The following is a 23,156-nucleotide window of genomic DNA, read 5'->3' on the forward strand; positions in this document are numbered from 1 at the left end:
GCAAATTCCTAAGAGGCAAGGTTGAGGTGGCAAGCGCTCAAGTGGTCGGGCGACACTTCTTTGAGCAGCGGGATTTCTTCACGGCAACGCGCCGTGGCATGCGGGCAACGCGGGTGGAAATGGCAGCCGGAAGGCGGGTTCAAGGGGCTGGGGATTTCGCCGCGAATCGCCTGGTATTGGCTGCGCCGCAGCTCGAACTTGGGGATCTGCGCCAGCAGCGCCTGGGTATACGGGTGGTTGGCGCGGGCGAACAATTCGTCCACGGTGGCCGACTCCACCACCCGTCCCAGGTACATCACCACCACGCGGTCGCACAGGTGCTCGACCACGCCCAAGTCATGACTGATAAACAGGTAGGTCAGCCCCAGCTGTTCGCGCAGGTCCATGAACAGGTTAAGGATCTGCGCCTGGATCGACACATCCAGCGCCGCCACCGACTCATCGCACACCAGCAGTTGCGGCTGCACCGCCAGGGCGCGGGCGATGCCGATGCGCTGGCGTTGACCGCCGCTGAACTGGTGCGGGTAACGTTGGCGCAACTCGGGGCTCAAGCCTGCACGGCGCAGTTGCGCGCTGACGTAATCGTCAAAGCCTGCACGGTCGGTAAGGCCCTGGCGCAACGCACCTTCGCCAACGATTCGGTCGACCCGCAGCCGAGGATTGAGGCTCGCATAAGGGTCCTGGAAGATCATCTGCACCTTGAGCTTTTGCGCCGCACTCAACGTCTGCATAGGCTGACCGTCCAGCGTCACGTTGCCGCTGGACGTCGGCAGCAGGCCGGCGACCATGCGCCCGAGGGTGGATTTACCGCAGCCGGACTCCCCCACCAAACCCACCACTTCGCCCTTGGCAATGCGCAGGTCAACGCCGTCCACCGCACGCGTCAGCGGCCGCGGTTTGCTCAGCCCCAGGCGTTGCAGCACGCCACCCGGCGCCTGGCCAAACTGTTTGCTGACCTGGTGTAACTCGATCAACGGCACGGATTCATTCGCCATGGGCAACTCCAGGATGGAAGCAACGCACGCTGCGACCCGGTTCGATTTCAAGAGGCTGCGGTTGCTCGATACACGCACTGCTGACACGGCTGCAACGCTCGGCAAACGCACAGCCGGGAGGCATCGACCGCAAGTCCGGGGCCATGCCCGGAATCTGCCGCAGGCGCTGGCCGCGTTGGTTGCGACTCGGCAGGCTGTCGATCAAGCCTTGGGTGTACGGATGCAACGGCCGGTCGAGCACGTCGTCCACACGGCCTTGCTCCACAATGCGCCCGGCGTACATCACCGCCACGTCGTCGGCGAGGCCGGCGACCACCGACAGGTCGTGGGTGATCCAGATCAGCGCAGTGCCTTGTTCGCGCACCAGCTTTTGCACTTCGCCGAGGATCTGCGCCTGGATGGTCACGTCCAGTGCCGTGGTCGGTTCGTCGGCGATGATCAGGTCGGGGCGGTGCAACAACGCAATGGCAATCGCCACCCGTTGGCGCATGCCGCCGGACAGTTGGTGCGGATAGGCACGCAGGCGTTCTTCGGGGCTGGCGATGCCCATCGACGCCAAGGTGTCGCAGGCATGTTGACGTGCCTCGCGCTGACTCATCGGGTTGTGGGCACGCACCGCTTCGATCATCTGCGTGTCGATGCGCAGCACCGGGTTGAGGGTCATCATCGGGTCCTGGAAGATCATCGCGATGCGATTGCCTTGCAGCTGGCGCAACTGGGCCGGGCGCAGCTTCACCAGGTCGCGCCCCTGGAACAGAATCTCGCCGCCGCTGATACGGCCCGGCGCGTCCACCAGCCCCAGGATGGAGAAACCGGTGACGGATTTACCCGAGCCCGACTCCCCCACCAGCCCAAGGATGCGCCCCGGTTGCAAACGCAGGGACACGTCACGCACCGCCGGTAAAATCCCGTCGCGGGTATGGAACGAGGTGCACAGGTTGCGCACTTCAAGCGTCGCCGGTAACACGGCGTTTTCGAGTGCCTTCATCGTTGCAACCTCGGGTTGAGCACGTCTCGCAGGCGATCACCCACCAGGTTGATCGCGACGATAGTGAGCAACAGGGCCAGGCCGGGAAACACGCTGATCCAGTACTCATCGCCGAGCATGAACTGGAAACCGTTGGCGATCAGCAGGCCCAGCGACGGCTCGGTAATCGGCACGCCCAGGCCAAGGAATGACAAGGTCGCCTCCAGCGTAATCGCACGAGCAATCTGCAACGCGCCGATCACAATCAACGGCGGCAGGCAGTTGGGCAGGATGTGCCCGACCAGGATGCGCCAGCGGCTGATGCCCTGCCCGCGCGCCGCCTCGACGTACTCGCGGCGGCTTTCCACCAATGCCTGGCCACGGGCGGTGCGGGCGTAATACGCCCATTCCAGCACCACCAACGTCAGCACCACATTGCCCACGCCTTTGCCCAGCCACGCCAGGATCATCAGCGCCATCAGGATGCCGGGGAACGACAGCAGCAAATCCACCAGGCGCATCAGCAATGCATCGACCCAGCCGCCGGCATACGCCGAGACCAGCCCGACCAAGGTGCCGATCACCGCCGCGATCAACGCCGAACCGACCCCCACCAACAGGCTGATACGCAGCCCGTAGACGATCGCCGAGTACAGGTCGCGGCCCTGGCCATCGGTGCCCAGCCAGTAGGTGTAGTGCCCTTCGCCGCTGGTGGCGCCGGGAGCCAGGCGGGCGTCGAGCACATCCAGTTGCATCAGGTCGTAAGGGTTCTGCGGGGTGATCCACGGTGCGAACAGCGCCGCCAACACGATCACTGCCAGGATCAGCAGGCCGACAATGGCCATGGGCGAACGCAGAAAATCCAGCACACCGCGTTGCCACAACGATTCCACGCGGATCATTGCGCACCTTCCAGGCGTACACGCGGGTCAAGCAGGCGGTACAGCACGTCCACCAGCAGGTTGAGGCTGACGAAAATCACCACGACCACCATCAGGTACGCCACCACCACGGGGCGGTCGAGGGTGTTGATGCTGTCGAGGATCAGCTTGCCGGCGCCGGGCCAGGCAAAGATGCTTTCGGTGACCACCGCGTAGGCGATGGTCGAGCCCAGCTCCAGGCCGAGCACCGTCACCAGCGGGATCAGGGTGTTACGCAACACATGCATAAGGGTCACTCGCAGCGGTGACAGGCCCTTGGCCCGAGCGAACTTGACGAAATCCTGGGGCAAGATCTCGCGCACGCCGGCGCGGGTCAGGCGCAGCACCAGAGAGATTTTGAACAGCGCGAGGTTCAACGCCGGCAACAGCAGGTGCTGCCAGCCGTCGAGGGTCAGCCACGACCACTGAATGCCCAGCCATTCGCGGGTGGCACCACGGCCACTGGCGGGCAGCCAACCCAGGTGCACCGAGAACAGCATGATCAACATCAGCGCGACCCAGAACGACGGCAGCGAAAAGCCGACAATGCTGCCGGTCATCATCAGCCGCGAGGCGAAGTGGTCCGGGTACAACCCGGCGAACAGACCCAGCGGTACACCGATCACAATCGCCATGAGCAACGCGCTGAACGCCAGCTCAAAGGTCGCCGGCAAACGCTGCAAGATCAGCTGCAAGGCGTCTTCGTGGTGCACGAAACTCTTGCCCAAATGCCCATGCGTCGCGCCATTGAGGAATGTGATGTATTGCTGCCACAGCGGCTGGTCCAGGCCCAGGCGGGCAATGGCTTGCACGCGTTCGGCCTGGTTGAGGTCTTCGCCGATCAAAATGTCCACCGGGTTGCCGATGGCGTTGAGACCGACGAACACGATCACCGTCATCAGCAACATCACCAGCACGGCCTGGCCCACGCGCCGCAGCAACCACAGGCTCATGTACGCAACTCCTCGGTGCGCAGGCTGCCAACCTGCCATTCATCACCTTGCAGCTCCGGCTCAGCGTAGGTTTGCATGGCCTGGAAGTGCATCGCGACATCGTCGTTGAACAACTGCCCGGCCAGGCCCTGGGCCATGCGCTTGGCGCCTTCGCTGATGGCCGGGATATCGCCGGAAACACCGCCGTAGGTCAGTGCTGCCGGGTAGCTGAAGCAGTGCACGCGCTCAAGGCCTGGACAGGCATCGGCGTTGCGGGGCTGGAATTCGAACAACGGGCCGAGGTCCGGCAGTTGCGAGAGTTCTTGGTCTTCCTGGCCGGCGGGTGCGGTGAAGCGGTCGCGCCAGAGTTTGATATGCGGGGCAAACGGCGAGAACTCCGGGCGCAGCGCAAAGTTGCTGCGAAAGCCGGTTGCAAACACCAGAAAGTCGTAGCGCAGTTGTGCGGAAGGCGTGTGCAGTAACAGGCTGCCATCGGCTTGCACCGCCACCGATTCAATCGGGCTGTCGAGCAAGAACCGAGCATTCGCGTGGCGCGAAACGCGCAGGGTGCTGCCGTGAGGGGGCGGCACCTGTTGCAGGTTCAGGTAGTGGCGGATGCTCCACTTCCAATCGTCTGACAGGCGCCAGTAGCCGTGAGTCATGCCCGGGCTGCCAGCGCCCTTGCCCTTGTTGATGCGCGGCAGGTCCTTGCGCCGCACCAGCAGGTCGACGTTGAGCGCACCGGCTTCGAGTGCCGTGCCCGCTGCGTCCATCGCTGATGCGCCGCCGCCGATCACTGCGACGCGCTTGCCGACGAACCACTCATCCTGCAAGCCATCGGCCGAGTGCGCCCAGTATTCGCTGGGTAACTGGCGCGCCAACTCGGGCACCCACGGGCCGCCCAACCCATCACGCCCCGTCGCGAGTACCACGTGGCGCGCAGAGAACACCTGGGCCTGGCCGTGTGCATCCACGTGCAATTCAACACGCCCATCCGCCTGCGGTTGCACACGGGTGACCCGGTGTCTGTTGCGCACATCCAGGCGCAGCACCTGGCGATACCAACGCAGGTAATCCGCCCATTGCAGGCGCGGGATCTTGTCCAGCGCATCCCAGGCTTCCAGGCCAAACTGCGCCTGGAACCATGCGCGAAACGTCAGCGCCGGCAAGCCCAGCGCCGGCCCGCTCAACTGCTTGGGCGAGCGCAGGGTTTGCATGCGCGCCGTGGTTGCCCACGGCCCTTCAAAACCTTGTGGCGCCTGGTCGAATACCACCGCCCGCACACCCAGATGGCCGAGTTCGGCGGCCACCGCCATGCCCGCCATACCGCCGCCGATCACCGCCACTTCAAGCAGCGGCTGACCGTCCAGCTGGCGCGGTTTGACCCAAGGCTGGGCAGGAAGATCGAGCCACTCCAGGTCCTCGCGCAGGCGCGCTTCGAGGGCGGGTAGACCGATGGGTGCGGTGGTGTGCGGCATCGTTGGGGTACTCGATCAAGTGAGCGGGCACGCGGCCCGCAAGGGTTAAAAGTCGATGTTCAGGCGGCTGTAGTAGAACGCCCCGTAAGAACCGAATGGCGAGATCGACGAGTAGTAGGAACCGCCGGAGACATCGGTCACGGTGTGCTTGTCGGGGTAAATGTTGAACAGGTTGTCGGCGCCCAGGGAGACCCGCACGTTGTCGGTCAGGGCATAGGTCACGTCGACATCGGTGATCCACTTGGCGCTGAACGTTTCATCCACGCCGGTGGTGCCGCTGCCCAGCCGCTTGACCTTGCCGTAGCGGGTGGTGCGCACGCCCACGTCCCAATCGTTGACCTGCCAGTTGAGGCCAACGATGTACTTGCTCTTGGGGGTCAGGTCGGTGATGCCGCCCAGTTCGGTGCGTTCGAAGCGTTGCAGGCCAAGGCTTTGCAGCTGCGATGGGTTGGCCTTGAGGTCAGTGATGGTCGCCTTGTTCCAGTTGGCGCCGACGTTCCAGCGCAGGCGACCGAAGCGGTCCAGGTACTGGGTGTAATCGGCCACCAGGTCGAGGCCCTTGGTGCGGGTGTCGAAGGCATTCGCGTAGTACTGCACTTGCTGTACATGGGAAAAACCATTGGCGGCAAGGATCCGGTCGACGGCGGCGCCCGACAGCGGGCTGATCAGCGCGATACGGTCCTGCAGGTCGATCACGTAGGCGTCCAGTGCCACGTTCAAGTCTTTGACCGGCGTCCACGTCAGGCCGGCGGACACGCTTTGCGACTTCACGGGTTCCAGGTCTTCGGCGCCCAACGCCTTGCCAATCGCCGAGGTGGTCTGCACGCGTTTGATCATGATGTCCTGGGTGGTGTTGCCCACGGTGCGGCGGCCCAAGCCGGTCTTGGCGTAGCCCTGTTGCACCATCGACGGTGCCACGAAGCCGGTGCTGAGGGCGCCGCGTGCGGCGATTTCCGGCGTGAAGGCATAGCGGGTCGAGAGCTTGCCGGTCCAGGTATTGCCCGAGCTGTCGGTGTAGTGTTCGAAACGCCCGGCAGCGCCGACGAACCATTTATCAGTGACATCCAGGCCCAGGTCGACATACGCCGCCGAGTCACTGCGGCGCAGGTTCACTTCGTCTTCCGGCAGCAACAGGTAGTTGCCCAAGGCGCCAATGGCGGCCAACTGGCCTGCGCGCGGGTGGCCGACCGGGTAGCGATAGTTGCCGTTACGGTAGGAGTCCGCATCACCGGATTCGGTGCGGTACTGCTCGAAACGGTACTCAAGGCCGGTGGCGAAGTTCAGCGGGTTGCGTGTGCCGATATCGAGCTTGCGGTTGAGGTCCAGGTTGGTGGTCCACTGGGTAAACGTGTTGGTCTGCAAGGTGAAATCGGTGGGGCTTGCGGTGCCGAGGGACGGGTTGAGGTTGTTCTCGGTCATCTGCTTCTGGCGGTTGGCGCCATAGGAGGTGCTGAGGTCCCAGCCCCAGCCCGCCAGGTCATCGCCACGAGCACCGAACGTGCTCTGGTAGTCGAGACTTTCAAAGGTGAAATCCGGGGCGATACCGTCCGGGTACAACTCGTTGATGATGGTGTTGGAGTTGGGCCGACGGAAACCGATGGAGACCAGTGCGTTCTGCTTGCCCAAGGTGCTGAACGAGTACAGCGAGGTCGCATCATTGAGCGGCAACTCAGCGTTATACGACACGTTGATCTGCTTGATCTCAGGCAGGCCGCCACCGAAGCTGCGTTTTTCCACGGTGTTCTCACGCGGGTCGGGTTGGCCGTTGACCGGGTAGTAAAACGCGCCGGTGGCCACGCCGGAACGCTTGGTGCTGTCCTGCTTCTTGGCGTCGAGGGCGAAGTTGAAGAAACCGTCGTTGGGCAGCGGCAGGCCGTAATTGAGCGTTTGCTGGTACGTCTCGCCATTGGAGCCGACGCCACTGGCGTAATGCGAACGGCGCCCGGCCATGGTGCTGGAACTGCCGCCGCTGCTGTCGGACTTGAGGATGATATTGATCACCCCGGCAATCGCATCCGAACCGTATTGGGCAGCGGCGCCGTCACGCAATACTTCAACGCGGTCGATGGCGCTGATGGGAATCAGGTCCAGGTCAGCCGGGTTCCAGCCTTCCACCAGTACCGAGTTTTCCGAGGCCACCGAGCCGCCATGGCGACGCTTGCCATTGACCAACACCAACACATAGCCACCGCCGAGGCCACGCAAACCGGCAGCCCGCGCCACGTTGCTGTAGGCGCCGCCGGTGACCTTGGCCACGTTGAAGGACGGCAGCAGATGCTCAAGGGCATCCCGCAGCGCCGTGCTACCGCCCTGCTTTTGCAGGTCATCGCCACCGATCACATCAATCGGAACGGCGCTTTGCGCCACGGTGCGCTGGTTGCCACGGTTACCGACCGAGACCACGGTCTGCATCACCGGCTCGGCTTTCTTGCGTTCGGTGTCTTGGTCTTCCTCTGCCATCAACGGCGCGGACGCCAGGCACAGGCCGGTCAGCGCAAAGGCTGCCGGTGAAAATAATGCAGTCGAAGAAAAGCTGTTTTGCATCTGGGTACTCCCCGGAAAATCGCCAAAAAGGGTGTTGCTGGTCGTGCGGCGATTTGCCGAGGTCGGCTGGATGTCCGCGAAGCAAGGTGGCTGGGTGAACAGCCATCTATTCGTTTTCGTTATTCATTAGCGCACTGAATGCGGTAAATGAATACTAAAGGGCATCACTTATTCCATCTACTAATTAATAGAGCTATGCATATTCCAAAATTTATATAAGGGTCAGCTGGCGTAGATGCGCTGCATCAAGGCGTCATGACGGTTGGCCGGGTGGATGATCATGCCCGGCAGCAACTCCTGGGACGAGGCTTGCAGGGTGTCGATCAACGCACTGGCCACGTCCGACAACGGGCTGGCAAAGGCCGAAATCAGACCGAAGAAAAACGGGATGGTGCTTTCAATCGGCCGCACGACCACGCCATCGAGCGGCACGCCGAATGCGGTGAACGGGTCCACCAACGCTACCCCAAGACCGGCGCGGGCCATTTGCATGGCGGTCAGCGAAGTGTTGGTTTCGAGGATGTGCTGGGGCTCGGCACCCATGTTTTCAAAAGCCTTGTTGATGCGACGGCGAAAACGGAACGGGTTGGAAATACTAATCAGCGTGTGCTGCGCCAGCGTCTCCATGCTCAGCACCGACTCGCTCGCCAAGGGTGAGTCGTGCGCCAGTACCGCAACGCAAGACGCCTCGCCGATCCAATGCACCTCCAGGCCGCGATGCTCCAACGGCAGGCTGACCACGCCGAGGTCGACGGTCTTGGCCAGCACGGCCTGCACCACGCCTTCGGGGGTGAGGCTCTGGATCTGCAATTGCTGCGGGCGCAGTTGCGCTGGCAAACGTGCAATCGCCGGAGGCAGCAAACCGGCAGCCAAGGCGGGAGTTGCGACCACGCGCAGGCTGAGGTTTTCGTCGCGGGCGATGTTCAAGGCGCGCTGCTGAACATGGCGAACCCCTTGCAAGGCACTGTCGACTTCGGCCGAGAGCTTGAAGGCTTTTTGCGTGGGGGTGACTTTGGGGCCGCTGCGTTCGAACAAGGCGAAGCCCAGTTCTTGCTCAAGCTCCTGGATCAGGCGCGTCACGGTGGGTTGTGAGCGACCGAGCATCTGCCCGGCTCCGGTGACACTGCCTGCCGACATGACGGCGGCGAATGCTTCCAACTGGCGTAGGTCCACCGGACTCTCCTTTGAAGTGAATGATGGCGGTGGAGTGTACACAGCGGGGGTTGATCGGTCTGTATGGGGGCATATCCGTTGGTTAGGTAACGGCTGATTATGGTTCCGCCCTTACGGCGGCTCACTTTGGAAAAGCCCCAAAGTAAGCAAAGGGCTCTTGCCCCACCACTCGGTGTCTCGCCTAGGCTCGACATGCCCTCAACTCCGGCTTGAATCCGTGGGCCGCCGCGATGGGCCATCCCTGGCCCAGCGCGGCTAACCCGGCGTCCTGCCGGGTTACCCACGGATTCAAGCCTGCGTTCGGCCAGCGTGGTTTAACGGGGCGCCTAGGATCAAGATCAAGATCAAAAACAGAGCCAGAGCACACCGCTTTCTGCCTGAAAAGTGGAGATCCAAATGTGGGAGCGGGCTTGCTCGCGAATGCGGTGTGTCAGTCAACAAATTCATTGCTGATCCACCGCATTCGCGAGCAAGCCCGCTCCCACATTTTTGACCGTGTCCGGCTTCCTTACCCTGTGAAATCAGCTTTTCTGTGGGAGCTGGCTTGCCTGCGATGGCATCAACTGGGTATGCCTGATGTACCGAGTTGCCTGCATCGCGGGCAAGCCAGCTCCCACATTTGAACTCACTCCAACTGAAAACCCGGTCGGCTCTAAGGCCGCCGCGCTCTTGCTTTTGATCTAGAAGCGCCCCGTCAAACACGCTCCAAAGCCGGAGTGAGGGCACACCGAGCCTAGGCGAGGTGCCGAGTGTTGGGGCGAAGGCCTTTTGCTTACTTTTGGGCCTTTCCAAAAGTAAGCCGCTGTAAGAGCGGAACCCTAAGTGGCCGTTACCGCAGCAACGGATATGTACTCAAACTCAAACCCAACCCCCACCCAGTTATATCCATAGCACCAACCGATATTGGTATATACCAGATCACTCCCTTATAAATCGCCCCCATCAAAGAACGTTGCGCTGGAGTAGCAAACGATGGTGTCGGTAAAGGTAATGCTGGAGTACTTCCACCCCTGGCCAAACTCGGCCGGTCTGTACCTGGCACGCGAACGCGGCTGGTACGAAGAACTCGGCCTGGATGTAGAACTGGTCGTCCACGACCCCTACCACGGCGACACCCTGCAACACCTGCTGACCGGCGCCGCAGACTTCGGCATCTTCCCCAGCAACCGCCTTCTCGTACGCCGTGGCCTGGGCCAGGCGCTGCAAGGCATCGCCGCCATCAACCACGCAGGCCTGGAGTCGATCCAGACCCTCACCGACTCCGGCATCCGCCGCCCCCGCGACCTGGTGGGCAAACGCCTGGCGCTCAACCCGACGCCACGCGGCCTGGCCATGGTGCGTCATTTGGTCAGCCGCGATGGCGGTGATCCGGACGGCGTGATCCTGGTGGACAGCGGCGTGCGCGAACTGCGGCCCGAGCAACTTGCCGAGGGTATTGCCGATGCCAGCTTCGGCGGCTACTGGGCCTGGGAAGCGCTGATGCACAGCCCCATCGACGCCGAGCGTCGCGTCGTGTTGCCGGTGGATGAGATCGGCGCACCGGCCTATCACAGCTACCTGCTCGGCGCCCATGAGCGCACCCTGGCCGACAAGCCCGACCTGGTGCGTGATTTCCTCGCGGCCACCGCAAAAGGTTACTTGGCCGTGGCGCAAGATCCGTCAATCGCGCTCACCGCCTACGAACACACCACGCCGTATTTCCCCGCTGAACTGTTGAGCGCCTCGCTGCATAAAATCGCCCCGACGTGGTTGCACAGAGGCCGCTGGGGCGAGCAACGCCAGGCGCTTCTGCAAACCTACGCCGAGTGGTTGCACGAGCATGCCGTGCTCGACAACCCGCAGGTCTGGCAAGGCGCGACCAGCAACGCCTACCTGCCAGAGGTAAGCGCATGACCCCCCAACGCACCGCCCACGGCCTGGGGCTGGAGCCGGTCGCCGCCGACTGGCCGGCCCTGCATGAAGCCGACATCGAGCAGCTGCTGGTTGACTACCCCCAACTGGGCCCCTTGCACAGCCTGCATTGGCACAGTCCACGGCCGTTTTCCGCCGCGGGGTTGATCACCACCGGCGCTGGCACGCTGTTCGTCAAACGCCATCACCAACAGGTGCGCCAAGCGGCGTGGCTGAAAGAAGAGCATCGCCTGATCGCCCATCTGCATCGCCAGGGCGCACAGGTGGCGGCAGTGGTATCGAACCAGCATGGCGCCACGGCGACGGGGCAAGGTGAGTGGACGTATGAAGTGCACCACGTTGCCGAGGGCCTGGACTTGTACCGCGATGCGCTGTCGTGGTCGCCGTTTCAAAATACCCGGCATGCGCTCGCCGCAGGCCAGGCGTTGGCCCGTCTGCACCTGGCGGCCGAAGCCTACGACGCCCCTCAACGCCAGACCCCGGTGCTGCTGGCCAACGCACGGTTGATTGAACAATCAAACCCGCTGGAAGGCATCAGCAGCCCCTACCTCGCCGACAAGGAGTGGCGCACTCAACTCGGCGAGTTGCTGTTGCCGTGGCACGCAGAACTGCATCCGCTGTTGCGTGAGCAACCGCCACTGTGGACCCACAACGACTGGCACGCCTCCAACCTGCTGTGGAACGCCGACGGCAGCGTTTCCAGCGTGCTGGATTTCGGCCTGGCCGACCGCACTTTCGCCCTCTTCGACCTCGCCACTGCCATCGAACGCAACGCCGTGCCCTGGCTGGACCTTGATACGGGTGGCGTAGCGCGCGCCGATCTCGACAGCGTGGATGCCCTGCTCGCCGGGTATCACCAAGTACGCCCATTGAGCACCCGCGACCTGCTCACCCTCAGCGCCCTGTTGCCGCTGGTGCACGTGGATTTCGCCCTGTCCGAGGTGGCGTATTACCAGGATGTGGTGGGCTCCACCGCCAGCGCCGATATCGCCTATTACGCCTACCTGCTCGGTCATCTGCGCTGGTTCGCCGGTGCCGAGGGGCAACGGTTGCTTGGCCATATCCGGCGTAAAAGCGTATGAGCATGCTGGTCGATACTCAGTGGCTGCACGCGCATCGGGCTGATCCCACGCTGGTGATACTGGATGCCACGGTGGTATTGCCGTCGCCGGCGTTCGATGGCGATTACCGCGTCCAAAGCGGCGAAGACGGCTGGTTGCAGGCGCATATTCCAGGCGCTCGACACGCGGATCTAGTGACTGACTTGGCCGACACCCATGCCAGTTTCAGCTTCGCCCTGCCAACGCCTGAAGCGCTGGTAAACAGTTTGGCCAAGCTCGGCGCCGGCCAAGGGAAAACCCTGGTTATCTACGACCGTGCCGATGGTTTCTGGGCCGCTCGCCTGTGGTGGATGCTGCGCGGCGCAGGCATCGACGCCCAGGTACTCGATGGCGGGTTCAACGCCTGGCGTGCCGCCGGTTTGCCGGAACACAACGGCCCAGCCGAGCCGGTCATGCCGGTGCAACCCATGGCAATCAACCCGCGTGCCGGGCTGTGGATTGACCGCCGCGGCGTTGAAGCCATCGTCGCCGGGCAAGCACCCGGCGTGTTGATCTGTGCCCTTGGCGCGGCGTTGTTCGAAGGCACCGCGCCCACCCGCTACGCCCGACGCGGGCACATCCCCGGCAGTCGCAATCTGCCGGCGCGCAACCTGTTCGACGCCCACGGCCGCTACCTGCCCAAGGATGCCCTGGCCCTGGCCATCGGCCCCACGCTGCTGCACAGCGAAGGCCCACTGGTGCTGTATTGCGGCGGCGGCATCTCGGCCGCCGCCAACGCCCTGGCCCTGACCCTGCTGGGTCGCCAGGACATCGCCCTCTACGACGGTTCCCTGCAGGAATGGGCCGCCGACGCACGTTTACCAATGACTACCGGAGCAGCTCCGGCCTGACGCCACTTTCGGCGAACTCGGCTTTTTCATTTCGTACTGGCAACCCGTTCGTTGCGCAGCGCTGGGCAGCCTTTTGCCCGATAAAAGCGTACGGCAGCGGCGGTCCGGCCCTTGGAGCGCTCCTTACATGGCTACACCTTATCGCCACACCCTGCTCGCCTTGAGCATCACCCTCGCCGCAACAGCGGCGCATGCCCAGGAGGCGACCCTGGACACCGTCACCGTGGTCGGCCAGGAGGCCAGCGATTACCAGGCCAAAAAAGCCGCCGTGGCCGGCTTTGACAATGCTCCGTTGCTGGACACCCCGGCCTCGGTTGCGGTGATCACCGAAGCCCGCCTGAAAGACCAGCAGGCGCGCCTGCTCAGCGAGGTGTTGAAGAATGACGCCTCGGTGGGCGACAGCTACGCCCCGGTCGGCTACTACGAGAATTTCGTGGTGCGCGGCTTCGCCCTGAACCCGGCCAGCAGCTACAAGATCAACGGCCGCACCATCACCGGCGAGCAGAACGTGGCGCTGGAAAACAAGCAGCAAGTGGAAGTGCTCAAGGGCCTGGCCGGCCTGCAGAGCGGCGTGTCCGAACCCGGCGGGCTGGTCAACTACGTGAGCAAGCGCCCGGAGAATGTGCGCTCGGTGACGGTGTCCACCAACGAGCAGGGCGAGCGCTACCTGGCCACCGATATCGGCGGCTGGCTCGGCACCGAGCAACAGGTGGGCGTGCGCATCAACCTGGCCCACGAAGACATCCGCTCCTATGTCGAGCACGCCGACGGCAAGCGCGATTTCGCCTCCCTGGCGCTGGACTGGAACATCAGCCCCAACGCCTTGCTGCAACTCAACGCCGAGTACCAGAACCGCGAGCAGCGCTCGGTGCCGGGTTATCAATTGCTCGGCGGCACCGAGGTGCCGCACCATGTGTCGCCCAAGGACCTGCTGGCGTACCAGAGCTGGTCGAACCCGGTGGGCATCCAGTCGCTGAACCTCGACGGGCTGTTTGAATACCGCTTCAACGAAGCCTGGAAAGCCAGCTTCAGCGCGTCGCGCAGCCGCGTGGTGATCGACGACTACAGCACCTTCGCCTGGGGCTGCTACGGCGCCGCCAGTTGCGCGAACACCGCCGTGCCGAACCACTTCAGCGCCGAGGGCGACTACGACATCTCCGACTACCGCAGCCCCGACGACACCCGCAGCAACGAGGAAGCCCAGGCGGCCCTCAACGGCCAGTTCGACACCGGCTTTCTCAAGCACGACCTGACCTTCGGCACCACCGCCTTCCGCCGCCTGGTGGACCGGCGCAAGTCGGTCAACGAGTACATCGGCGAGGGCAATATCTACCAGCCGTCACCGGTACTGGAACCCTACGACGGCCCGTTGGGGCACACCTACCGACGCCTCGACAGCCGCCAGTACGGCCTGTTCGCCAGCGATCGCATCAGCTTCAACGAACAATGGCAAACCCTCCTCGGCGGGCGCCAGGTCCGCCTCGACGAAGAGACCTACAACCAGGCCGGCGCCACCACGCGTCATACCCAGCGCAGCGTGTTCCTGCCCCAAGTGGCGCTGATCTACAAACCGCGCCCGGACACCTCGCTGTACGCCAGCTACAGCAAAGGCCTGTCGCTGGGTGGCGAGGCCGCGTGGTTCAGCAGCAACGCCGACGAGGTATTGCCGCCGACCACCTCGCGCCAGCTGGAGGTCGGGATCAAGCGTGACTTCCAGCGCCTGAGCCTGACCGCTGCGCTGTTCCAGATTACCCAGGACCTGCAATACAACCGCCCCAACGACGACGGCAGCATCACCTTCGTGCAGCAAGGCAAGCAGAAAAATGTGGGGATCGAACTGTCGGCCAACGGCCGCGTGACTTCCGACCTGCAAGTGTCGGCCAGCATCGCGGCGATCCGCGCCGAAGTCGACGGCAGCGGCACCGATGACTACGACGGCCACCAGGCGATCAACGTGCCCAAGCTGCGTGCCAGCCTGCACGGTGACTACAACATACAGGCGGTACCGGGCCTGGCCCTGCTCGGCGGGGTGCAATACAGCGCGAGCAAATACGCCAACCGCGAGGCCACGGTGAAAGTCGACGACTATGCGGTGTTCGATGTGGGCGGTCGCTACACCACCAAAGTCGGCGATTACGCTACTGTGCTGCGCCTGACCGTCGACAACCTGTTCGACAAACGCTACTGGCGGGACGTGGGTGAATCCGCAGGCGACGGCTACCTGTTCCTGGGGGCGCCGCGTACCGCACGGCTGTCCGCCACCGTCAATTTCTGAGGCTGAGTGTTTATGCGTAATCTGATGTTTGCCAGTGTCTGCCTGCTCTCCACCGCCCTGGTCGGCTGCCAGCAGCAACCGCCCGCCAACGACCAACTGGACGCGGTGCTGTGGACCCAGACCTCCATCGAACACGAGCTGATTTATCGCCAGGTATTCGCCAGCGCCACGCGCCAGCTGGACGCCGCGCTGGCCGATCCGACCTGGGACGCCCTGCCCTTGCCGCCGCGCAACCTCGCCGGGCTGCCACCGGCAGTGGTAGTGGATATCGATGAAACCGTGCTCGACAACGTGCCGCTCAACGCGCGGGACATCATCAACAACCAGGTGTATTCCTATGACCGCTGGAACACCTGGGTCGACCAGGCCAAGGCCCAGGCGCTGCCCGGCGCCGTAGCGTTCCTGCAAGCGGCCGATAAAAAAGGCATCACCGTCTACTACATCACCAACCGTGAACACAGCCAGGTCCAGGCCACGGTCGACAACCTGCGCCTGCGCGGTTTCCCGGTGCAGCGCAACGAACAGGTGCTGGCCGCCAGCACCCCGACCGGCCACTGCGAACAGGCCGGCTATGGCAAGAACTGCCGCCGCCAATGGGTGGCCGCGCATGCCCGTGTGCTGATGCTCGCCGGCGACTCGCTGGGCGATTTCGTGCAGGCCGAGCACAACACCCTGGCCGACCAGCGCAAGGCAGCCGAACCGTACCTGGCCTGGCTCGGCCAACGCTGGTTCCTGCTGCCCAACCCTACGTATGGCAACTGGTACAGCGCGCCCTATGGCGACCAGGAAAAACTGCCCTTTGAACGCAAGCGCCAGCTCAAACAACAGGCGCTGCCTCTAGAAAACTAGTCGTGTGAGAACCCTATGTCGCCACTGGAAATCGTCGCCGTGTTCTTCAACATCGCCGGGGTCTGGCTCACCGCACAGCGAGTGCGCTGGTGCTGGCCGGTCAGCGTGGTCGCGGTGTTGCTGTATGCCTGGATCTTCTTCGACGTGAAGCTGTATTCGGACATGCTCCTGCAGTTGGTCTTCGCCGTGCTGCAAGGTTATGGCTGGTGGCGCTGGAGCACCGGGCGCATCGAGGCGGGCAAGGTCCGCGTGGAACGCCTGCCACTCCGGGAGGCGTGGCGCCATCTGCTCGCGGGGCTGATCGGCGCCGTGGCCCTGGGCGCCGTGATGCACCACTTCACCGATGCCGCGCTGCCCTGGCTGGATTCGCTGCTCACCGCCTTCAGCCTGGTGGCGAGCCTGTGGGCGGCGCGCAAATACGTGGTCAGCTGGTGGCTGTGGATCCTGCTGGACGCGGCCTATGTGGGGTTGTTCCTGTACAAGGACCTGCAACTCACCGCCGCGCTCTACGCTGGCTTTGTAGGGCTGGCGGCCTATGGTCTGCGGGCATGGCAGCGTGACCTGCACCAACAGGAACATATAACCAAAGCTTCGGTTTACAGCGTTTAATATCATTAAACACAAGTGCATCTATCGCGTTTAAATATAAAAAACCTCGCTTGGATGCTTTTATGAACTTACGCACTGCCGCCGCGCTCAGCGTCACTCTCCTCCTGGCCAGCCCGGCGATCTTCGCCGGGCAGACTCTGGACCGCATCACCCAATCCAAGCAATTGGTCGGCGTGCTGATGGAGAATTACCCACCCTTCTCATTCCTCAACGAGCAAAACCAGTTGGATGGTTTTGACGTCGACGTGACCAAGGCCGTCGCCGACAAACTCGGGGTGAAACTGAAACTCGAAACGCCGTCCTGGGAAGTCATCGCCGCTGGCCGCTGGAATGGCCGCTACGACGTGTGCATCTGCTCCATGACCCCCAGCGCCGCGCGCGGCCAGGTCTTCAACTTCCCGTTCGAGTACTACGCTTCGCCGGCCGTGGTCGTGGTAAACAGCAACGACGACACGATCAAGTCGGCAGCCGACCTCAGCGGTAAAAAAGTCGGCGTGGGCAGTGCGTCGACCTACGAGGCGTACCTGGCCAAGGACCTGGTGATCGAAGGCGCCAGCACACCGATCGACTACCCGTTCAAGGCCGTGCAAGCGGTGCCCTACGACAACGAGACCATCGCTTTCCAGGACCTCGCGCTGGGCACCGGCAAGCGCCTGGATGCCATGGTCACCAACCTGGTCACCGCCAAGGAACGCATCGACCACGACCCACGCTTCAAGATCACCGGCGCGGTGCTGTACGCCGAGCCGAATGTGGTCGCCACCGAGAAGGGTGATCCACAATGGGATGCCAGACTGACGCAGATTCTCGCCGAGCTGAAAAGCGACGGCACGCTGGCGAAGATCTCGCAGAAATGGATCGGCTCAGACATCACCCAATGAGTGTTTTCCCTACCCCTCCAACCACGATCAAGCCGCCCGTGGCCAAGCGCACACGGCTGTCGTTCCGTGTGCGGCTATGGCTGACCTGGGGCGTGATGCTGGGCCTGTTCACCGCGATGTTCATGAGCTTTGACCTGCAGTTCGCCATCGTCGCCGCGAAGTGGCAGAACCTGGTGGGGCTGCACCTCTCGCCCCAGGGCTTTCTGCAAGGCGCGGCGCTGACGCTGTTCTTGTGTTTCTGCTCGATCTGGCTGTCGGTGGCCCTGGGTTTCGCCACCGCCCTGGCGCGCCTGTCGAGCAGCGCCGTGGCGTTCGGGATCGCCAGTTTCTATGCCTCGTTCTTTCGCGGCACGCCGTTGCTGATCCAGATTCTGCTGATCTACCTCGGCCTGCCTCAACTGGGCGTGGTGCCCGGCGCGATCAGTGCCGGGATCATTGCGCTGTCGTTGAACTACGGGGCGTACCTGAGCGAGATCTTCCGCGCCGGCATTCTTGGCGTGTCCCAGGGCCAACGCAATGCCGCCGCTGCACTGGGCATGGGCCGGGCCGTGACGTTCTGGCAGATCGTGCTGCCCCAGGCCATGCGCACCATTATTCCGCCGACCACCAGCCAGTTCATCTCGATGCTCAAGGACTCGTCCCTGGTCTCGGTGATGGGCGTGTGGGAGGTGATGTTCCTCGCGCAATCCTATGGCCGCTCGTCTTACCGCTATATCGAAATGCTCACCACGGCCGCCGTCATCTACTGGCTGTTGTCGATCGGCCTGGAGCTGATCCAGGCCCGGCTGGAACGGCACTACGGCAAGGCTTATCTCCACGGGCGATAGTCTGTCGCCGCACTTTTTTTACATGCAGGAAGCACCATGTCCGATCCTACCCCGCTGTTATTCGGCCTCTATGAACAAGCCAGTGTCGGCTGCGGCGGCGCGCCCAGCCTGTGGACCCACCCCAGCGATGAAAGGCTGGGCATCAATACCCTCAAATACTGGTCGAACCTGGCCCGCACGGCGGATGAAGCCAACCTCGACCTGATGTTTTTCGGCGACGTACTGGGCTTTTACGATGTGTTCGGTGGCTCCGAAGCCATGGCGTTGAAATGGGCAGTGGAAGCCCCGGCCAACGATCCTTTAAGCATTATTCCGGCGCTGGTGGCCCTCACCGAAAAGCTCGCCTTCGGCGTCACCGTGACCACCACCTACGAACACCCGTTCACCCACGCGCGGCGCTTCAGCACCCTCGATCACCTGTCTGAAGGGCGGATCGGCTGGAACATCGTCACCTCTTACCTGTCCAGCGCAGCGCGCAATTTCGGCCTGGAGCAGATGATCAAGCACGACGACCGCTATGAGCGCGCCGAGGAGTTTCTCGACGTGGTGTACAAGCTCTGGGAAGGCAGTTGGGCCGATGACGCGGTGCGCGCCGACAAACAGGCGCACACCTACGCCGATGGCGCCCGCGTGCGGCCGATCGCGCATGCCGGCGAGCATTACCGCGTGGCCGGACCGCATCTGACTTCGCCATCGCCGCAACGCACGCCGCTGCTGATCCAGGCCGGCTGGTCGGCGCGCGGTCGGCAGTTTGCGGCCAAGCACGCGGAGTTGGTGTTTATCGCCAAGTCCAATCCACTGGAAATCCGCCAGGGCCTCGAAGACATCTGGCGCCAGGCCGAAGCCCGTGGCCGCCGCGCCGCCGACGTGAAGTCACTGACCGTGCTGCGCATCGTCACGGCGCCCACCGCTATCGAGGCGCAGAAAAAATACGACACCTTGCAAAGCAACTATCACCTGCAAGCGCAGTTGGTGAGCTATGCCGGCGACACCGGCATCGACATCAGCCGCTACGCCGACAATGAAGCGCTGTCGACCCACACCGAAGGCATGACCTCCTACGTGATGAAACCCGATGGCAGCGGCAAGCCGCTGACTGCCGGCGAGGTGCGCCAGCGTTTTGCGAATGTCACCCGTGGCAGCGACCTGATCCTGGTCGGCACCCCGGAGCAGATCGCGCAAAAGATCGAGGAGCACGCCCGCATCTCAGGCACCAGCGGCTACATGCTCAACCCGCTGATCAGCCCCGGCTCGCTGAATGATTTTGTCGAACTGGTGATCCCGGCCCTGCATAAGCGCGGCCTGTACCGCACCACCGCGCAAACCGGCACGCTGCGCTCGCGGCTCAGCGTCGACGGCAGTGATCGCCTGCCCGCCTCGGCGCATGGCGCCTCGTTCCGCTTTGCATAAAGCCTGCGTGGGACCAGGTGACCTGCGCCAACAGGAACGGTAGAGTCTGCCCCACGTCATGCCTGCACACGGAACCCCAGGATGCCTTTCGACCCCATCTCGCCGCACTACCAGCGCATCCGCGAACAGATCGCCCACGACATCGCCGCCGGTGTACCCCAGGCCGACGAGAAATTTCCCTCCGAGCGGGAAATGATCGAACGCTTCGGCTGCACCCGCGTCACCTTGCGCCAGGCCTTGCAGCAACTCGAGGCCGAAGGCCTGGTGTACCGCGAAAACCGCCGGGGCTGGTTCGTCAGCCCGCAGCGCATCCGCTACGACCCGACGCGTATTAGCGGCTTCATGGATTACGTCAGCGCCCAGGGCCGCACACCCCGCACCGAATGCCTGCACGCCGAACTGCGCCCGGCCGGCGCCTGGCTGGCCAAGCGCATGGGCCTGGCCTCGACGCAGGAGCCGGTGTTTTTCCTGCAGCGTCGCCGCTGGATCGATCGCCGCCCGGTGCTGCTGGAATTCAACGCACTGCTCGCCAGCTGGTGCCCCGGCCTGCTGGAAGCCGACCTCAATACCTCGCTGACCCAACTGCTGCGCGACCGTTTTGCGCGGGTGCAATCACGCTGTGAACTGCAGATGCACATCGGCACGGTGAATGAAGAACAGGCGGAGTTGCTGCAATTGTCGCCAGGCTCCACCAGCGTGTACCTGGAGCGCTTGAACTTCGGCGAGGACAACCAGGCGGTGGAATTCGACCAGGAATACTGGCGCCCGGATGCACTGTCGATTGTGATGGAGACGCGGTATCCGGGTACGCGCTGACCCTGTGGGAGCCGGCTTGCAGGCGAAAATCTTTCGGGCACCGCGTTGCGCCTGGGTTGCCGCGTCATTGTTGAAGATCTTCGCTGGCAAGCCGGCTCCTGCAAGGGGGTGACTGCCGCTGTTGCTTGCGTAACAACCTGCCGCCCGCGTGTTGCATAAGCAACGCTCCAACCGTGCCCGTTGAAAAATCCCCAATAAATTCATCAACTTAATTATGACAAAATGATGGCATATAGCTTGCTATCGATGTCAGCAGCTTACTCTTCAAAGAGCGGCCCCTGCGCGATGGGACGGCATTCCGCCTGCCCCGCGCTCAAGAATCGGATTTCTTAAGGGACCTTGCCATGCACTCGCTGCTTCGCAACCATCGCTACACCAAACCCGCCCGCCCGTTTGTCCTTGCCAGTGCGCCCTTCATGGCGTTGCTGGCCGGCGATGCGCTGGGGACCGACAACCAGACCACGACTGCCCTGCCCCAGGTCACGGTGACCGCCCAGCGGCATGAAGAATCCGCCCAGGACGTGGGTATCGCCCTGACCGCGCTCAGCGGCCAGGACCTGCAGAACAAGGGTGTGACCAACGTCAACGAGCTGCAGAACTACGTGCCCAACCTCGACATCGCGCCGCAGTACGGCGGCGGCAACCCGCTGTTCCGCATTCGCGGCGTCGGGCTCAAGGATTACGGCAGCAACAACACCTCCACCGTCGGTGTATACCTGGATCAGGTCGCCTTGCCCTACCCGATCCAGACTCAGGGCCAGCTCTTCGACCTGGAACGCGTCGAGGTGCTGCGTGGCCCGCAGGGCACGCTGTACGGGCGCAACAGCACAGCCGGCGCAATCAACTTCATCACCAACAAACCCACGCGTGAATTCCACGGTGGGCTGACCACCAGCTACGGCTCCTACAACGCCAGCAACGTCGAGGGGTTTCTCTCCGGGCCGCTCAGCGACACCCTGCGCGCACGCCTGGCGTTCATCACCGAACAAGGCGGCGCCTGGCAGGAGAACCGGGTGACCGGGCAAAGCCTGGGCGACAAGGACAACACCTCGGTGCGCGGCCAGTTCGATTGGGACGCCACGCCGGACATCAACTTCAACCTGACCGTGCATGCCGGTGAGGACAAGTCCGACAGCCGCGGCTCGTACCTGTATCAGGGGCTGAAACCCAACGCCAACGGCGCCGCCTACTCGAGCATCAGCCCGGAAAACGACGGCAAGAAAACCGGCTGGGGCCTCACCCCGGGCTTTGCCAAGCTCACCGGGCTGTCGGTGGGTGACAAGCCGCATCGCGACAACGACAACACCGGCTTCGCGCTCACGGGTACGTTCGACCTGAATGACCATTTGAGCGTGACCAGCATCACCGCATCCGACCGCTTCCGGCGCCGCGAATACATCGACTGGGACGCGTCGGTGATCCCGCAATCGGATGAATACTTCGACTCCAAGATCGAAGTGTTCTCCCAGGAACTGCGCCTGGCCTCCCACGACAACGAGCGCTTCAACTGGCAGACCGGCCTGTATTTCGCCCAGGACCGCCTGGACGAAAACTTCTACTCGGACTTCAGCGCCAACCTCGGCTACGGCACCTACACCTCCTACACGCAGAAATCCAACACCTACAGCGCCTTCGCCCAGGGCGACTACCAGCTGACCGATGACTGGAAATTGATCGTCGGTGTGCGCCAGGAAAAAGAACACCGCGAACTCGAGGATTTCTCCACCCAGCGCATCCTCGTCAACAACGGCGTGTACCGTCTCGGGCAGTTGAGTTTCCCGGCCGCCGACAGCGACCTGGACAGCAACTCCACCTCCTGGAAGCTCGGCCTCGAGTACCAGCTCACCCCGTCGACCCTGCTGTATTCCACGGTCAGCCGTGGGATCAAGTCCGGTGGTTTTACCGCCTACAACTCCAGCTATGCCGAGCAGATCGCACCGGTCAAACCGGAAAAACTGCTGGCCTATGAAGTGGGCTTCAAGAGTGACTTGAGCGATACGCTGCGCTTCAACGGCTCGGCGTTCTACTACGACTATCGCGACCAGCAATACCAGTCGCAGGTGTGGATCAGCCAGGCGGTGGGCAACGTCGGCCGGCTGGTGAATATTCCCAAGTCGAAGATCTACGGCTATGAGCTGGAACTGCAATGGGAGCCGGTGTCGGGCTTGACCCTCGGCCAGTACTTCGGCACCAAGAAAGGCAAGTACGTCGACTACCAGGGCCTGAACAGCACCGCGACCCGCGCGGTGGGGTTTGCCTACCCGGTGTACACCGACTTCTCCGGTTCCAGCCTGACCAACTTCCCGAAAATCAGCTACGGCGGCCAGCTGCAATATGTGTGGGACGTCGGCGGTTTTACCTTCAGCGCCGAGAGCGACTACTCGTTCCACGACCGCATCACCGGCAGCAACGGCACCACCACCCAGGCCTACTGGCTGGCGAATGCGCGCCTGGGTGTGACGCCCAAGGGCAGCAACTGGTCGGGGGCGCTGTGGGCCCGCAACGTGTTCGACAAGAAATACGACCTGTACCACGGCTCGTTCCTGTCCAACGCCCAAATCGCCACGCCGGGCGACCCACGCACTGTGGGTGTCCAGGCCAGCTACAAATTCTAGGGA

General features: G+C 63.1%; 18 protein-coding genes. 11 read left to right on the forward strand and 7 right to left on the reverse strand.

Annotation, left to right across the window (positions count from 1 at the left end; translation table 11 throughout):
- Positions 1 to 8: 8 nt before the first annotated feature.
- From JFU04_RS19205 to JFU04_RS19235, 7 genes are all read right to left on the reverse strand, one after another.
- Positions 9 to 995 (reverse strand): ABC transporter ATP-binding protein, encoded by a 987-nt coding sequence (locus tag JFU04_RS19205; RefSeq protein WP_106803249.1) that lies wholly within the window; start codon positions 993 to 995, stop codon positions 9 to 11.
- Positions 985 to 1,983, reverse strand: coding sequence for an ABC transporter ATP-binding protein (locus JFU04_RS19210; protein WP_120449129.1), 999 nt, complete (start codon positions 1,981 to 1,983; stop codon positions 985 to 987). Before JFU04_RS19210 ends, JFU04_RS19205 begins: the two co-directional genes overlap by 11 nt.
- A complete protein-coding gene (locus JFU04_RS19215; protein WP_106803247.1) occupies positions 1,980 to 2,864 on the reverse strand; it encodes an ABC transporter permease in 885 nt (294 codons plus the stop codon). Before JFU04_RS19215 ends, JFU04_RS19210 begins: the two co-directional genes overlap by 4 nt.
- Positions 2,861 to 3,835 (reverse strand): ABC transporter permease, encoded by a 975-nt coding sequence (locus JFU04_RS19220; RefSeq protein WP_106803246.1) that lies wholly within the window; start codon positions 3,833 to 3,835, stop codon positions 2,861 to 2,863. The genes JFU04_RS19215 and JFU04_RS19220 overlap by 4 nt, the downstream gene beginning before the upstream one ends.
- The gene (locus JFU04_RS19225) at positions 3,832 to 5,292 is read right to left on the reverse strand and encodes an FAD-dependent oxidoreductase (RefSeq protein WP_106803245.1); all 1,461 of its coding nucleotides are present in this window, start codon (positions 5,290 to 5,292) and stop codon (positions 3,832 to 3,834) included. Before JFU04_RS19225 ends, JFU04_RS19220 begins: the two co-directional genes overlap by 4 nt.
- A gap of 45 nt (positions 5,293 to 5,337) precedes the next feature.
- Positions 5,338 to 7,836 (reverse strand): TonB-dependent receptor plug domain-containing protein, encoded by a 2,499-nt coding sequence (locus JFU04_RS19230; RefSeq protein ID WP_106803244.1) that lies wholly within the window; start codon positions 7,834 to 7,836, stop codon positions 5,338 to 5,340.
- Between the two features lie 222 nt (positions 7,837 to 8,058).
- Entirely contained in the window at positions 8,059 to 9,009 is a 951-nt protein-coding gene (locus JFU04_RS19235) for a LysR family transcriptional regulator (RefSeq protein WP_120449130.1), read from the reverse strand.
- A gap of 972 nt (positions 9,010 to 9,981) precedes the next feature.
- On the opposite strand from JFU04_RS19235, the gene JFU04_RS19240 reads away from it, so the two are divergent.
- The 11 genes from JFU04_RS19240 (at position 9,982) to JFU04_RS19290 (ending at position 23,153) form a co-directional block, all read left to right on the forward strand.
- Entirely contained in the window at positions 9,982 to 10,902 is a 921-nt protein-coding gene (locus JFU04_RS19240) for an ABC transporter substrate-binding protein (protein ID WP_106803242.1), read from the forward strand.
- On the forward strand, positions 10,899 to 12,002 hold the full coding sequence (locus tag JFU04_RS19245; RefSeq protein WP_201145398.1) for a phosphotransferase enzyme family protein: 1,104 nt from the start codon (positions 10,899 to 10,901) through the stop codon (positions 12,000 to 12,002). Before JFU04_RS19240 ends, JFU04_RS19245 begins: the two co-directional genes overlap by 4 nt.
- A gap of 2 nt (positions 12,003 to 12,004) precedes the next feature.
- On the forward strand, positions 12,005 to 12,871 hold the full coding sequence (locus JFU04_RS19250; RefSeq protein WP_242485919.1) for a sulfurtransferase: 867 nt from the start codon (positions 12,005 to 12,007) through the stop codon (positions 12,869 to 12,871).
- Positions 12,872 to 12,998: 127 nt separating this feature from the next.
- A complete protein-coding gene (locus JFU04_RS19255) occupies positions 12,999 to 15,146 on the forward strand; it encodes a TonB-dependent siderophore receptor (RefSeq protein WP_106803239.1) in 2,148 nt (715 codons plus the stop codon).
- 12 nt (positions 15,147 to 15,158) lie between these two features.
- Positions 15,159 to 15,995, forward strand: coding sequence for a 5'-nucleotidase, lipoprotein e(P4) family (locus JFU04_RS19260; protein WP_120449135.1), 837 nt, complete (start codon positions 15,159 to 15,161; stop codon positions 15,993 to 15,995).
- 15 nt (positions 15,996 to 16,010) lie between these two features.
- Positions 16,011 to 16,604 carry a nicotinamide riboside transporter PnuC gene (gene pnuC / locus JFU04_RS19265; protein WP_065904251.1) on the forward strand — a complete coding sequence of 198 codons (594 nt, stop codon included), beginning with the start codon at positions 16,011 to 16,013 and terminating at the stop codon, positions 16,602 to 16,604.
- Positions 16,605 to 16,666: 62 nt separating this feature from the next.
- Positions 16,667 to 17,485, forward strand: coding sequence for a transporter substrate-binding domain-containing protein (locus JFU04_RS19270; RefSeq protein WP_201145402.1), 819 nt, complete (start codon positions 16,667 to 16,669; stop codon positions 17,483 to 17,485).
- Positions 17,482 to 18,312, forward strand: a complete 831-nt coding sequence (locus tag JFU04_RS19275) for an amino acid ABC transporter permease (protein ID WP_065904255.1) — start codon at positions 17,482 to 17,484, stop codon at positions 18,310 to 18,312. The genes JFU04_RS19270 and JFU04_RS19275 overlap by 4 nt, the downstream gene beginning before the upstream one ends.
- 36 nt (positions 18,313 to 18,348) lie before the next feature.
- A complete protein-coding gene (locus JFU04_RS19280; RefSeq protein WP_201145404.1) occupies positions 18,349 to 19,722 on the forward strand; it encodes an NtaA/DmoA family FMN-dependent monooxygenase in 1,374 nt (457 codons plus the stop codon).
- A gap of 81 nt (positions 19,723 to 19,803) precedes the next feature.
- Entirely contained in the window at positions 19,804 to 20,538 is a 735-nt protein-coding gene (locus tag JFU04_RS19285) for a UTRA domain-containing protein (protein WP_065904260.1), read from the forward strand.
- Positions 20,539 to 20,882: 344 nt separating this feature from the next.
- Positions 20,883 to 23,153 carry a TonB-dependent receptor gene (locus JFU04_RS19290; RefSeq protein ID WP_201145406.1) on the forward strand — a complete coding sequence of 757 codons (2,271 nt, stop codon included), beginning with the start codon at positions 20,883 to 20,885 and terminating at the stop codon, positions 23,151 to 23,153.
- Positions 23,154 to 23,156 lie beyond the last annotated feature (3 nt).

Origin of the sequence: Pseudomonas sp. TH21, from assembly GCF_016651025.1 — a bacterium.
GTDB classification, from domain to species: Bacteria; Pseudomonadota; Gammaproteobacteria; order Pseudomonadales; family Pseudomonadaceae; genus Aquipseudomonas; species Aquipseudomonas aylmerensis.